The organism is Zhongshania guokunii (assembly GCF_040892635.1).
GTDB classification, from domain to species: Bacteria; Pseudomonadota; Gammaproteobacteria; order Pseudomonadales; family Spongiibacteraceae; genus Spongiibacter; species Spongiibacter guokunii.
Map to the genome: position 1 here is coordinate 181,810 of NZ_JBFRYA010000002.1, position 13,317 is coordinate 195,126.

Annotated in this window: 11 protein-coding genes and 1 riboswitch; of the genes, 6 read left to right on the plus strand and 5 right to left on the minus strand. The window is 49.8% G+C overall.

From position 1 onward, the window contains the following. Position 1 precedes the first annotated feature (1 nt). Positions 2 to 220: a hypothetical protein gene (locus AB4876_RS03495; protein ID WP_368380258.1), complete on the minus strand. Its 219-nt coding sequence runs from the start codon at positions 218 to 220 to the stop codon at positions 2 to 4. Between the two features lie 447 nt (positions 221 to 667). Between AB4876_RS03495 and AB4876_RS03500 the strand changes: the two genes are divergently transcribed. Together AB4876_RS03500 and katG are read left to right on the plus strand one after the other, a co-directional pair. Then, positions 668 to 1,777: an alkaline phosphatase D family protein gene (locus tag AB4876_RS03500; protein WP_368380259.1), complete on the plus strand. Its 1,110-nt coding sequence runs from the start codon at positions 668 to 670 to the stop codon at positions 1,775 to 1,777. A gap of 440 nt (positions 1,778 to 2,217) precedes the next feature. Further along, the gene (katG, locus tag AB4876_RS03505; RefSeq protein WP_368380260.1) at positions 2,218 to 4,434 is read left to right on the plus strand and encodes a catalase/peroxidase HPI; all 2,217 of its coding nucleotides are present in this window, start codon (positions 2,218 to 2,220) and stop codon (positions 4,432 to 4,434) included. A 91-nt stretch (positions 4,435 to 4,525) separates the two neighbouring features. Here the strand turns inward: katG and AB4876_RS03510 are convergent, their stop codons facing one another. Beyond that, a complete protein-coding gene (locus AB4876_RS03510; protein WP_368380261.1) occupies positions 4,526 to 5,731 on the minus strand; it encodes a hypothetical protein in 1,206 nt (401 codons plus the stop codon). A gap of 152 nt (positions 5,732 to 5,883) precedes the next feature. Continuing rightward, positions 5,884 to 5,998: riboswitch (TPP riboswitch) on the plus strand. A gap of 54 nt (positions 5,999 to 6,052) precedes the next feature. On the opposite strand from AB4876_RS03510, the gene AB4876_RS03515 reads away from it, so the two are divergent. Genes AB4876_RS03515 through AB4876_RS03530 form a run of 4 tightly spaced genes read left to right on the plus strand, consistent with a single transcriptional unit; the run spans position 6,053 to position 10,059 of the window. Beyond that, positions 6,053 to 8,224, plus strand: a complete 2,172-nt coding sequence (locus AB4876_RS03515) for a TonB-dependent receptor (protein ID WP_368380262.1) — start codon at positions 6,053 to 6,055, stop codon at positions 8,222 to 8,224. A gap of 54 nt (positions 8,225 to 8,278) precedes the next feature. After that, a complete protein-coding gene (locus AB4876_RS03520; protein ID WP_368380263.1) occupies positions 8,279 to 8,542 on the plus strand; it encodes a YkoF family thiamine/hydroxymethylpyrimidine-binding protein in 264 nt (87 codons plus the stop codon). Further along, positions 8,535 to 9,155, plus strand: a complete 621-nt coding sequence (pnuC, locus tag AB4876_RS03525) for a nicotinamide riboside transporter PnuC (RefSeq protein ID WP_368380264.1) — start codon at positions 8,535 to 8,537, stop codon at positions 9,153 to 9,155. The genes AB4876_RS03520 and pnuC overlap by 8 nt, the downstream gene beginning before the upstream one ends. A 16-nt stretch (positions 9,156 to 9,171) precedes the next feature. Then, a complete protein-coding gene (locus AB4876_RS03530) occupies positions 9,172 to 10,059 on the plus strand; it encodes a phosphotransferase (RefSeq protein WP_368380265.1) in 888 nt (295 codons plus the stop codon). 116 nt (positions 10,060 to 10,175) lie between these two features. On the opposite strand, the gene AB4876_RS03535 is transcribed toward AB4876_RS03530, so the two are convergent. The 3 genes from AB4876_RS03535 to AB4876_RS03545 form a co-directional block, all read right to left on the minus strand. Further along, positions 10,176 to 10,709, minus strand: coding sequence for a hypothetical protein (locus tag AB4876_RS03535; protein WP_368380266.1), 534 nt, complete (start codon positions 10,707 to 10,709; stop codon positions 10,176 to 10,178). A 357-nt stretch (positions 10,710 to 11,066) separates the two neighbouring features. Beyond that, positions 11,067 to 11,474: a DUF3465 domain-containing protein gene (locus AB4876_RS03540; protein WP_368380267.1), complete on the minus strand. Its 408-nt coding sequence runs from the start codon at positions 11,472 to 11,474 to the stop codon at positions 11,067 to 11,069. Positions 11,475 to 11,871: 397 nt separating this feature from the next. Continuing rightward, a complete protein-coding gene (locus tag AB4876_RS03545) occupies positions 11,872 to 13,296 on the minus strand; it encodes a sodium/proline symporter (protein ID WP_368380268.1) in 1,425 nt (474 codons plus the stop codon). Positions 13,297 to 13,317: the final 21 nt, after the last annotated feature.

Consider the following 13,317-nt stretch of genomic DNA (forward strand, 5'->3'; position numbering starts at 1 on the left):
TCTATTTTTTGCCTTTGCCACTATCGCCATCAGCGTCTACTGTTAGCGAAGTGTTTTCGCCATCGCTATCACTCTTAAAACCAAAAGAACCCTCGCCGGTATCGATACTAATTGCAGTGGAGCCTTGTTTCGCAGCGGGAGCGGCGGCCTTATCATCTGAACATGCGATTATCAATATCGCAAAAGCGGCTAGTGAAGTTGCTATCAAAATCTGTTTCATAATATCTCGATTATCTATTAAGGAAACGAACGGGGTATCTGACTGTGCCTACTAACCTTAGTTCCATTACGTGGAATTGCAAACCGCCTCGCTAACGCGCCATCAACGTGCGCAAGCCAAATTTTCTGCCAAGCTGTAATGCTCCAAACTGGGGACTAAATCAAAACCAGGCATTATGACTTTCTAAAAATTCGCAAAACCTATTTTCTAAGCAAACGCTCTAAAGGCCTGTGCTGCATCACTATCCTGCCTTTCACCGAAAATTCCCTACATAAGAAATTAACGCGAAATATATGATTTGGCTTGCGCGGCATGATTTATGCTGTCCATTAGCTGTAGGCGCCCATTGCTAGGCGGCGCTGAATTAACAAATCAGCACTGCTGGTCATTATTCATGCAAGCCCGCCGAACGCGCCGCTACTTTCTTTCACTAGGGCAGGAGTATCCATGCACCTTGTATCTCGACACTTAATTGTACTCATCGCGGTAATCTGCCTCCCCTTGTCCGCTGCGGGCTATTCCCTTACACACATACACCATAAGGCCAGCATAGCCTTTGGCGCCAGCCTTGAGCAGTGGCAACCCCAACCCGTATGGCAATCTGTGCTGGCCCAAAAGCCTCAAGTTTTTATGTTCCTTGGCGACAATGTGTACACCGACGCTGAACCCTACTTAAGTACTGAGCTGCCGGAGCGGATTAACAAAGCCTATCGCGACTTAGGAAAAATGAAAGAATTACAGCGCTTTGGTATGGCAAAAGGTATTGATGTCTTCGCGACTTGGAACGATCACGATTATGGGGAAGACGGCGGCAACGCCAACTTCCCGTATCTAACTGAGTCTCGTCGCTATTTTGCTGAATTCTTTGGCCTTGAACTCGATAGCATTGGCGATACCGAAGAGCGCGGCATCTTTCACGCCCAGTATCGCGACATCGGCGGGCTCCGAGTGCAGTTCCTTATGTTAGATACCCGCAGCTACCGTAGCTCTTTAGCAAAACAGTTAAAGCCACCTACTTGTGAATCTATAACCAACACTGCCGCAGGCGCAACTATCTTAGGAGAAGAACAATGGAAATGGCTGTGGAAAGAGTTCAAGAAGCCCGCAGATTTACGCATAATAGCCAGTAGCATTCAGGTCCTACCCACCGAGCATTGTGACGACAAATGGGCCAATTTCCCTAATGAGCGTCAGCGTCTATTTGATCTACTTAAGACCAGTGGCGTCAATGGCGCGATTATTGTTAGCGGTGATCGCCAATTAGCAGAAATTTCAAAATTAGACGGTGTGCTCGCCTATCCACTTTACGAAATCACCGCCAGCGGTTTGAACTCGGCACTAGGCGCCAATAGCCCCGCAGCTGCTGAACCTAATGGCCTGCGCACCACGGGCAACAATTTCCCCATCGATAACTTTGGCTCTATTCAAATTGAGCGCCAAGGCGACGACGCGCTACTGCAGTTGCAACTGCACGATGTAAAAGGCGCAGTACTAGAAGAGATTAAGTTAATGGTTAGTGAGCTGAGGGTGCCTAAGCAAGTTCCACTCGATGAGTAATCGGCGCTAATACTCGTCATTACCGAAGCCATTGTCTGTTATGCACTCCGCAGATCTCCTGCTACTCGGAGTACTCTGCGGAAAACCCCACCTCGTTTTCCGTAAAACCGCGCCCCACGCTGTATAGGTAAACCTGAGCCAGATAATTCACTCCTTTGCCGACATTCTAGTCAAATACATGACATTGCCAGAAACTCAGCTATACGTAATAGGTCATAGACTAGAAGCTGGCCATACATAAAAACTATCGAAGTACTAAGAATATGCAATTTCCTGTAATAGTCCAATGAGAGTATAAATTAGAGCAAGCTTCGGTTTCCGACAATGCAGAGCCACGCCACCCTTGATGCGCGAATCTGCCCGATACCAAAGTACTCAGCAGAATCGCCTTTACTAATTTTTACGTAGTGATCGATAAGCAGATACCAACGGAGAGAAATATGAGTGCAAATAATGACACTAGCAGCAGCGGAAAATGCCCCGTTATGCACGGCTCACGTACCAAAGCAGAAGACCGCGGCACCGCAAACCAAGATTGGTGGCCAGAACAACTAAACCTAAAAATACTTCACCAAAACTCCCCTACGAGCAACCCTTTGGGCAGTGGTTTTAATTATGCCGACGAGTTCAAGAAGCTCGATTTACAAGCTTTAAAAGACGACCTCGCGACCCTGATGACCGATTCACAAGACTGGTGGCCAGCCGATTACGGCCACTACGGGCCGTTCTTTATTCGCATGGCGTGGCACAGCGCCGGCACCTACCGTATTGGTGATGGCCGCGGCGGCGCTGGCGCCGGTGCCCAGCGTTTTGCCCCGCTCAATAGCTGGCCAGATAACGGCAACCTCGACAAGGCGCGGCGCCTGCTGTGGCCAATTAAACAGAAATACGGCAACAAAATTTCTTGGGCAGACCTGATTGTGCTCACCGGCAATGTTGCGCTAGAGACCATGGGCTTTAAAACCTTTGGCTTTGGCGGCGGCCGCGCCGATATTTGGGAACCAGAAGAGGATATAAACTGGGGTGCCGAGCGCGACTGGCTGGGCGACGAACGCTACAGCGGCGATCGCGACCTTGAAAACCCCTTGGCAGCCGTGCAAATGGGGCTAATTTACGTCAACCCCGAAGGCCCCAATGGCAAACCCGACCCCCTTGGCTCAGCCCGCGACATTCGGGAAACCTTTGCCCGAATGGCGATGAACGACTACGAAACGGTAGCCTTAACAGCGGGTGGCCACACCTTTGGTAAAACCCACGGCGCTGGCGACCCAGAAAAATACGTTGGCCCCGAGCCCGAAGCAGCGCCTATTGAAACCCAAGGCCTAGGCTGGATTAACAGCATGGGCAGCGGCAAGGGTGGCGACACCATTACCAGCGGCCTTGAAGGCGCGTGGACACCAACGCCAACCCAGTGGGACAACAGCTACTTTGATACCCTGTTTGGCTACGAGTGGGAATTAAGCAAGAGCCCCGCCGGTGCCCAGCAGTGGACACCGACCGATGCCGCCGCGAAAACGACCGTGCCCGATGCCCACGACCCCGCAAAGCGTCATGCGCCAATAATGTCGACCGCCGATATGGCGATGCGCGAAGACCCCGCCTACCGGAAAATAGCCCAGCATTTCCACGCAAATCCAGAAGAGTTTGCCGATGCCTTTGCCCGCGCATGGTACAAGCTGACTCACCGCGACATGGGACCTGCGGTTCGCTATCTGGGTAGCGAAGTCCCCGCCGAAGAATTAATTTGGCAAGACCCAGTGCCCGCCATCGATCATGAGCTAATTGATAAGCAAGATGTCGCGGCCCTTAAAACCGACATCCTCGCCACCGGATTGTCGGTTGGCGAATTAGTCAGCGGCGCATGGGCCTCGGCGTCGACGTTCCGAGGCTCCGATATGCGCGGTGGCGCTAACGGCGCCCGTATTAGATTGGCACCGCAAAAAGACTGGGCGGTGAACCAGCCTGCGCAATTGGCAAAATTAATAAGCGCGCTAGAGGGCGTGCAAAGCAAATTTAATAGCAGCCAATCTGGCAATAAGCGGGTGTCTCTTGCCGACCTGATAGTGCTCGGTGGCTGCGCCGCAATTGAGAAGGCCGCCAAAGCCGCGGGACACAGTATTGAAGTGCCGTTTACCCCAGGCCGCAGCGACGCCAGTCAAGAACAGACTGATGTCGAGTCTTTTGCGCCGCTAGAACCCGCCGCCGATGGTTTCCGCAATTACCTCAAGGCCAAGTACAGCGTGACCGCCGAAGAGCTGCTAATCGACAGAGCACAATTACTAACCTTAAGCGCGCCAGAGATGACGGTGCTAGTTGGTGGTATGCGGGTCTTAAATGCCAATGTTGGTCAAAGCCAGCACGGTGTGTTTACCCACAACCCCGAAACGCTGAGCAACGACTTTTTCGTTAACCTGCTGGATATTAATACCACTTGGAAGGCGAGCAGCAATGACGACGGCGTATTTGAGGGCCGCGACCGCGCAAGTGGCAAGCTGAAGTGGACCGGCACCCGTGTCGACCTCGTGTTTGGCTCTAACTCTCAGCTCCGCGCAATCGCAGAGGTGTATGGCAGCGCTGACTCGGCGCAACGCTTTGTTCACGACTTTGTGGCAACGTGGACCAAGGTGATGAATGCAGATCGCTTCGATCTAGCCTAGTTGCTAATAAGCCTTGTTCAAGCGCAGCGTTGATACGCTGCGCTTGTATTCCCCCTCGTGGCCCACACACCTTAAGTCGCCACGTAATAATTTAAAACACCATCCACACTGGGCTGCTCCTGCTCCCCAGCTCGCCTAAATATCGCCGCTCAACAAATTTGCCCTGTTCATCCTTGAGAGGATCAGTTTCGATCTCGGCGTAAAGGGTGAAGGGAACCCCCGCGTGTAAACCCGCTTCACCTAGATGAATAGCGGCTTCATACTGGCGGTGGCCAGATACCATAGAGGAGCTCCCGTACGCGTATTGGTAAACTCCCCAATCGCTAATCGAATACTTTTTCCAACGCTCATCATTTGTTTTCGGGGCTTCGCCCTGCCACTTAAATTGGGTTTGGCGAATACTGGTAAGGCCTGCGCTGCGGCCAATGTGAATACGCTCATTCACTAACTTAGCCAACAAGCCCGCGTGAAAATAGATACGGCACTGATCGTAACCCTTGGCACTGCGCTCCTCCGGTACGTCACAGGCAATAAACAACCACTCGCCATCACTTTGTAAATACAGCCGCGATTGCAGTGCGTCATCAACCACAATTTGGCTGGCCTCAGACCACTCGCCATCACTCATTACACCGTCGAGTTCGGGACGCTTTGCGCTGCGAGCAATACTATTGATGGGCTGGCCCGCCGGCGCGCTACGCTGCGCAGCCAGTAAACTGCGCGCCGATTTAATTTTGCGCTCCAGCAGGCTGTCGTCGTAACTGCTGCTAGCAGAGGACGACTTTCTTCTTATATACACCGCACTATTAATTTTATTTTTATAAAGCGATTTAAAATTTTCATCGGGCGCCAAATTCGCAGAATAACTGCTCGCGTCGACCACGCTCGGCAATTCAATCCGCTTAGCACGGCCCTTGCTTTTAGCTTGCGGCAACAATGCTTGCGCCGAACTACTGCGCGCTACGGGCGCAAGCGCTGCGTCACTGTCAAATACCTTAAAGTACATAAGGCCCGCAAAAATAATAAGGTCGACCACAATAAAAACAAAAAAGACCGTAGACATACGCAAGGCCTTGTTTGGCGCGTGCTCTTCTGACACTGACTTAGCGTCTAGATTTTCGTCTTTAAAATACCAGGGCTTTTGGACTTTAAGCACCGCCTTGAGGCGATCAATTTCCGTCTTAGCCTCTACCAAGCTACAGCCTGTTGCTTCACGGTAAATGCGAATCGCCTCTATGGTCTTACCCTTCGTTAAGGCCTTCTCAATATTGTAGGTTTGCAGGGCTGTCAGTTTCATAGGCTGTCGCTCTTACTCGCTTTCCACAGAGGCATTACACCCCCATATTAAACCAGTTTTGGCCCTATATTGGTCAAACAGCGTCTAAATATAGCGAAACTGCCACTAAGTATTGATTTCGAGCTAAAGCCATTTCTGCTACAATCTGGCCCGCAAAACCTAAGGGGTGGCTTCGGCCTGAGATGCTATTGGCGATCATATACCAATGCGCAAACCCTTGAACCTGATCCGGTTAATACCGGCGTAGGAATAGGTAATTCAACAATCCTCTTCACGTCGCACACCGGGTCTCTTTCACAGCTGTTCCTTCGAGAGAGAACCATGAAGTATCTACGTAAATCGAACACCCTTGCGCAAGCACTGAGCCTTGCCGGCTGCATGACGGCGGGCGCCGCATATGCCGAAATCCCCGCTAAGCAAAATAGCGTCGAAGAAATAATCGTCACCAGCCAATTTCGCGACACTCGTTTACTCGATCTGTCGAGCAGCGTTAGCGTGTTTGATCAGGCCACTATCGATGCTCGCGGCGCAACTAATCTTGAACAGCTACTCAATCTCGCCCCCAACGTTAATTTCTCGGCTGGCGCCTCGCGGGGCCGTTTCTTCCAAATTCGCGGTATTGGAGAACGCAGCCAGTTTATAGACCCAGTAAACCCCTCGGTTGGCCTTATTATCGACGGCATCGACTTTACCGGCCTAGGCCTAGCGGCCAGCACCTTGGACATCGCTCAAATTGAAATTTTGCGCGGCCCGCAGGGAACTGTGTACGGCGCCAATGCCCTCGCGGGGCTAATTACCATGCGCAGCCAAGCACCAACAACAGCGCCGATGTTCAAGGTGGCGACTGAAGTGACACAATACAATGGTCGCACTTTATCACTGGTGGGCAGCGGTCCGATCAGCGATACCGTGAGCTACCGAGTCGCGGCACAAAATCAGCAGTCCGACGGCTATATTAAAAACACTTATTTAGGCCGCGACGACACCAATAATATCGACGAATCGGTGCTGCGCGGCAAATTGCATATTCAGGCCCACGACGATCTGCAGTTGGATTTATCACTACTCTATATCGATGCCGACAATGGCTACGATGTATTCACCTTAGACAATAGCCGCAAGACCCTATCTGACCAGCCCGGCCGCGACAGCCAAGAAACTGTGGCTGCCTCCGTCGCCGCGCTGTGGTCTGGCAATGAATTATTTAGCGTGGAATCCGTTTTAAGCATGGCCACCTCAGAGACGGAATACGGCTATGACGAAGACTGGAGCTATATTGGCTTTCACGCCGATGAATACAGTTCAGCGGACAACTATCAGCGCGACAAAGACAATATCAGCGCCGATTTCCGCTTTATCTCCACGGCAGAATCAGCGCTGTTTGGCGGCAGCACGAGCTGGGTGGTAGGCAGCTACTTCCGCAGCGAAGAAGAAACGCTGCTGCGGATTAAAGACAAAGACTTAATCGCGCAGCCCGCGTTTACCAGCCAATTTGAAACTAGCAATATGGCGGTTTACGGCCAATTGCGTAGCGGCCTCAGCGACAAAGTTGATTTAGTAAGTGGTCTGCGCTTAGAAAAACGCGATGCCGATTACCGCGACTCGCTCGCGGTGAACTCTGACAATAACGAAGATTTATGGGGCGGTAACCTCACCTTGGAATACCGCTACACCGACAGCAAGTTGATCTACGGCACGATTTCTCGCGGTTATAAATCTGGCGGTATCAATGGAAAAATCATCTCGGCATCAACCACCAACGCAGACATCAACAGTGATATGTACGAGTTTGATACCGAGCACATGATTAACTACGAGCTTGGTATCAAAGGCACATGGTTTGAGAGCCGTCTGCAGGCGCAAATTGCAGCTTTTTATCAAGATCGCAGCGATGTCCAAGCGAAGCAATCTATTTTCGATCCCAATAATTTTTCCTTCGACGATTACCTAACCAATGCCGCGGGTGGAGCAACTCAAGGCCTAGAACTGGAATTGAATTATTTGGCCAGCGAGCGCGTTAGATTATTTGCCGCCGCGGGTTGGCTTAGCGCCGAGTTTAAGGGCTTCACCAGCTCCTCCCATGTCGATGCCAAAGACGACTGGAACGGTGTGGTGCTTGCGCCGGTAGACCTCGATGGCCGCGAGGTAGCTCACGCACCAGAGTATCAATTTTTTGTCGGCACCGAACTCGCGCTACTGCCAAATCTTATTTTGCGTTTAGAAGTTGAAGGCAAGGACGAGTTTTACTTTTCTAATAGCCACAATGAAAAATCCAGCAGCTACGAATTATTCAATGCGCGCCTAAGCTATATCTCCAGCAATTGGGATGTTGCGTTGTGGGGACGCAATCTTAGCAACGAAGATTACCAAACTCGCGGTTTCTACTTTAGCAATCAATTTGGCAATAACCCAGCCAACGGTTATGCGCCAGAAGCCTACTACCAGTTTGGCGAGCCACGGGTAGCGGGCATCTCGGCCAGCTATACTTTTTAGGCTCACGGGGCGGCTATAACCGCCCTTTTTTGCATTGAATGTGGAGCAAGCACAATGAAACTCTCTGTTGAAATTAGTATGTATCCGCTCAAAGAGGAATACATACCCAGTATTCAAAATTTTATTGATCGCCTTAACAGCCACGCCGCGCTGCAGGTGATCACCAACACCATGAGCACCCAGATTTTTGGCGACTACGATTTGGTGATGGATATTCTTAAACAAGAAATGCGGATCTCTTATGAAAAGCACGGTCGCGCTATTTTTGTTTGTAAATTTATCGACGGCGATTTAAGCCCAGTAACTAACAATGCTTAACGAGGAAACGCTCAACGCCATTGGCAATGCCTTTATCGCGATGTCGATGTGGGAGCTGCTTGCCGTGGTGCTGGCCTTGGCGTATTTATTACTCGCCATGAAAGAAAAAATAAGCTGTTGGTATGCGGCATTTATTAGCACCGCTATTTACGTCTTCTTGTTTTGGGATGTCAGCTTATTAATGGAATCTGCCCTGCAGATATTCTATCTGGTCATGGCGGTGTATGGCTGGTGGCAATGGCGGAAACATGGCGATAAGCAGCAGGAATTACAAATTCATTGCTGGTCTTTAAAAACTCACTGCGTAGTAATTTTAGCCGTCTGCGCACTGAGTGTCGGCTTTGGCTATGGCCTGCATCATAATACCAACGCCGCCCTACCCTATCTCGATTCTTTCACCACTTGGGGTGCAGTGATCACCACCTATATGGTGACCAAAAAAGTATTAGAAAACTGGGTATACTGGCTGGTGATCGACGCCGCTTCGGTGTACTTGTATATAGACCGAGAGCTCTACCTCACCGCCTTATTATTTGTGATGTATGTGGTATTAGTCGTGATTGGTTTTTTCCAGTGGTATGCGATCTACCAGCGCCAGCAGCGGCTGAACTAGCCATGGTAGCAGCGCTATGAACAAAATCGTCACTGATATTATTCCCGCCGACTGGCCGCTGTGGAGTGCTACAAAACCCACGCTGCGCTGCGCAATTACCGGCGGTTTAACCAATAAAAGCTTTCTGTTAATTACGGCAGGCGGCGACGTAGTATTGCGCATCAACTCCGCACACAGCAGCGCGTTAAATTTAAACCGCAACGCAGAGCACCAAGCTTTGCGCCTAGCTGGTAAAGCAGGGCTCTGCGCGCCACTCATCCATTACGACCGCCAACATAAATACATGGTCAGCCGCTTTATACGTGGCGAGAGCTGGAATAGCAGCGCAACTAACCTAGCGCAATTAGCGCAGCACTTACAAAAAATACACCGGCTACCACCGATTGATGCGCACTTAATCATTGCCGATAAAATTGCACATTACTGGCGAGGCATAAAGAGCGATAGTAATGCGGGCTTTATCAAACAACTGCATTCCCTGCACCAAAGGATTCACGTCTCTATAGATAAAGCTAGCGCGCTTAGCGAAGGCAACTGCCTCTGCCACAATGATTTACTGGCCGACAATTTAATTACAACTAGCGATGGAAAACTTTATGTCATCGATTGGGAGTACGCCGCAATGGGCGACCCATTTTATGATCTCGCCGTTATTACAGAAGGGCAAAATCTAAACCAGCAACAGCAGCAGCTGTTACTAACGAGCTATCTCAGTAGACCTGCCAATGCACTTGACTGGCAGCGGCTTTATCTTTGGCAGCTGGTTTACTGTTATTTAACGGCGCTGTGGTACGCGGTGCAATGGTCGGCAGGAGCGATGGACAAAAACCTAGTAAGCCAGGTGATCGCCGAGCAAATTGATTCATCATCGGCGTTACTGCTAAACATAGCGCACACAAATTAGCACAGCAAAACGCTTTAATATTCGCTTAAGTTAATTGCGGCCGATAAAGCAACGCAGGCCGGTGCTAATGGCGCCGGCCTGCTCAAACAAGGAATTAAAGTGCAGACCTGTGTTTACTAAATTGGAATTATAGCCAGTAAATCTAATGGTAGAGCGTTAATGCTCGGCAGGCCAGCGCCCAGAATCGGTGCTAGCGGTGCAACTGGAATTAATTCAAGACCAGGCAATCCACCACCTAATAATAACGCTGGGGTTGCAGGTACGCCGCCCAAACCACCACCTGCTAACAGTGAAAACGGATTAATGGGGAGCGAATTATAATCGGCAACCCCACCGACCATTGCTATCGCTGAGTCCAAGGGCAAACCTGTATTTGCAATCGCATCGGTAACGGCTTGCAGAGGTATGAGCTCCGTCAGGCTGAGTAGATCAGCCGGTGTGACTGGCAAATCGCCGATACTAAGCAAATTTGCGCCGCCACCTAATAAGGCTGATGGATCTAGCGGCAGAGAATCTAAACCAGGCAAACCGCCACCGCCCACTCCACCTAATAGACTAAGCACTGGGGCCAAGGGTTCGGCAATGATTGACGATGACAATGACGTCAACAAAGCAGCTACAGCAAGTTTTTTGGCGTTCTTCCTTTTCATTATGTTCTCCACGTAATGTTGCGCATAAAAATTTATTAATTCTTTAAACCACTCAAATCGCAACCTAGATACTTACTACCACAACAATAACTTAGGTAGATTTGGGCAGGTCTTAATAATATATTTACAAGCTAACAGTAAGTGTGCGAAACATCTCAAAAATCGCGCGCAACCCGCCATTAATAATCGCCTATTACTCAATCTCTTTTCTTTGAGTTTTATGTGGGAGATTTTCAAGCTTCGCTGATGAGCTTGTAAGGAGAAGGTGGGCTTGAAAGGGGAATAATACTCACCAAAAAAATGAGTGGCATGTGTCTCTAAATAATAGTTCGCCTTTTTAACGTGATTGACGCTATATCACTGAAATAACTCACCGTGATAACGCAACCAACCGCTCTGTTCTTCATTGTTGTCAAAATAGGTATGGGTTAACCTTCCGCCTTCCTCTGTCCATTCATACTTACCCCGAAATTCAATGATATCGCCCTCCCGTAGTTCCGTAATTGGCGCAGCAAGCTCGGTATCGTGAACAATATGTATAATCTGGCTATTTGCCAATCGCACTATAAAACGCTGCTGTGGCTTATTTTGTAAAATCTCGATTATCGTACCCGCGCCTTCCACGATCGCATGCTGTACTTGTTCCTCATACATCATTGCCACCTGATTGCCAGATACAAGTATGCCCTGCGCGGCGACGAGCTTACTTTTCGACACGCCTATCAATACCACTGAGCATACCAATAATATCAAGGTAAGTTTCATATCATCCCTGAGGCTACAAACGCTTGAATAAAGCGAGCCATTCATCCTTTAGTTAAGCAGATAATCTCACTTACCTAGTGTTCTTGCGTCTCATTTCGTTGAATTCATTCGGTTAAGAAAAAATTAATCTAAAAGCACCTTTCTATATCGCACTCAATTCTAAGGCGCACTTAACAGCCAATTTGACAAAATCGATGAGGAAGTAGTTTGATCTAGTTAGATGTTGCCATTTTCATGCAATGGCTATCGGAGGGTCATATAGATGGCATAAAAAAGATAGGGTTCGTTTGCGCAATACCATCAGCGCAATTATCGTTACCCCCGCAAAAGCGGGGATCTCGAGAACACTATAAACAAGGCTATATCGGCAGCATACATTCTCGAGCTACACTCTGAGCTAGCGGTTACTTTTATCCTTCTTCATACCAGCCCCGATAAACTGAGCAATTGGGTAGGTAGCAATACCCGCAACAATACCCGGGAAGCCTTCGTACACCATATTGTGCAAATCAAAATAACGCCACAGAAGAGCAGTTAGTACGCCAACGGCACTCACCGCAATCAGCGTGCTCTCGTTCGGACGACGGCCACTAATGAGTATTGCTAACACCGGAACAAATGCGCTCGCTAAGCCAGACCACGCCATGACCACCATACCAAACACAGTTTGCGCACTGATTAATGCCCAACCCAGCGCAAAAAGAGTAACGCCGAAAGTTGCTAATTTGATGAGTACGGGGCGCTCGATGTTTTTAGGAGCAAGATCGTGGGTCAGCGCCGCTGAGGCGCTAAGTATTAACGAGTCCGCAGTCGATAACGTCGCCGCGAATATCCCCGCTAAAATAAGACCAACCATAACTGGCGACAGTAATTGCTGAGCCATAGTTGGCAAAGCCAGTTCTGCGTCAAAGTTGCCAATTTCTGGCAGATAAATTCGCGACAATAGACCAACCGCTGTCGCCATCAGATAGAAGGCAACAAACCACAGATAATACCAAACTCGAGCTCGGTTCATATCGCCTGTGTTAGCCAAGGTCATAAAGCGCACCATCACGTGAGGCTGGCCCGCCACCGAAAAACCAGCAAACAGCCAACCCAGCGCAAACAGTATCGCCCCAGCCGCACCTGGAAAGGCGAGGTCTTCGGGAAACCAGTTCATATAATTAGGTATTTGATATAGCGCATCAACGGTGGCAACCGGACCACCCAGAGCGGCTATGGCCACCCAAAGTAAAACACCCATTGCGCTTATCATAACCACTGACTGTGCCGCATCCGTCCAGATGGAAGCGCGAATACCCCCCGCTAAACAATAGGCTGCGACTAATACCGAACCGGCAACAGCGCCTGCCCAGCGTGGCCAGTCAAACAAGGCCTGAAGGGCTTTGCCCCCCGCCAGTAATTGCGCGGCAGCATAGGCAAGGAGCAAAACCAGAGACAAGAGGGCGGCGAGTTTTTGGTAGCGCCCCATACTTGTGCCAGTCCAATTACTGAGCACCCCAATATAACTGAGCTCGCCACTGCTCTCGGTCATGCCCCGCAGCCGTTTGTGCACTAATTGGGAGGCAATAAAGTCACCGGCTATCCAACCCGCCATAACCCAAAATGCCGACAAACCCACGGTATAGGTGTAGCCAATAACGCCGATAAACATATAGCCGCTGTTATTGGTCGCCACCGCCGACAAGCCTACCAACCACGGCTGAACCGAATTGCTAGCCAGATAATAGTCGCTACTGTGATGCCTACTTAAAAAAACTGACGACAACCCAATTAATACAAAAAAAGTTAAAAAGGCCGCGAAACTCCAAGCAGTTACCATATTCAGATCCAAACTATTTTG

Excerpts from the sequence above, each read along its gene's own strand:
- AB4876_RS03495 (WP_368380258.1), bottom strand. The coding sequence starts at position 220 with ATGAAACAGATTTTGATAGCAACTTCACTAGCCGCTTTTGCGATATTG.
- AB4876_RS03500 (WP_368380259.1), top strand. The coding sequence starts at position 668 with ATGCACCTTGTATCTCGACACTTAATTGTACTCATCGCGGTAATCTGC.
- katG (WP_368380260.1), top strand. The coding sequence starts at position 2,218 with ATGAGTGCAAATAATGACACTAGCAGCAGCGGAAAATGCCCCGTTATG.
- AB4876_RS03510 (WP_368380261.1), bottom strand. The coding sequence starts at position 5,731 with ATGAAACTGACAGCCCTGCAAACCTACAATATTGAGAAGGCCTTAACG.
- AB4876_RS03515 (WP_368380262.1), top strand. The coding sequence starts at position 6,053 with ATGAAGTATCTACGTAAATCGAACACCCTTGCGCAAGCACTGAGCCTT.
- AB4876_RS03520 (WP_368380263.1), top strand. The coding sequence starts at position 8,279 with ATGAAACTCTCTGTTGAAATTAGTATGTATCCGCTCAAAGAGGAATAC.
- pnuC (WP_368380264.1), top strand. The coding sequence starts at position 8,535 with ATGCTTAACGAGGAAACGCTCAACGCCATTGGCAATGCCTTTATCGCG.
- AB4876_RS03530 (WP_368380265.1), top strand. The coding sequence starts at position 9,172 with ATGAACAAAATCGTCACTGATATTATTCCCGCCGACTGGCCGCTGTGG.
- AB4876_RS03535 (WP_368380266.1), bottom strand. The coding sequence starts at position 10,709 with ATGAAAAGGAAGAACGCCAAAAAACTTGCTGTAGCTGCTTTGTTGACG.
- AB4876_RS03540 (WP_368380267.1), bottom strand. The coding sequence starts at position 11,474 with ATGAAACTTACCTTGATATTATTGGTATGCTCAGTGGTATTGATAGGC.
- AB4876_RS03545 (WP_368380268.1), bottom strand. The coding sequence starts at position 13,296 with ATGGTAACTGCTTGGAGTTTCGCGGCCTTTTTAACTTTTTTTGTATTA.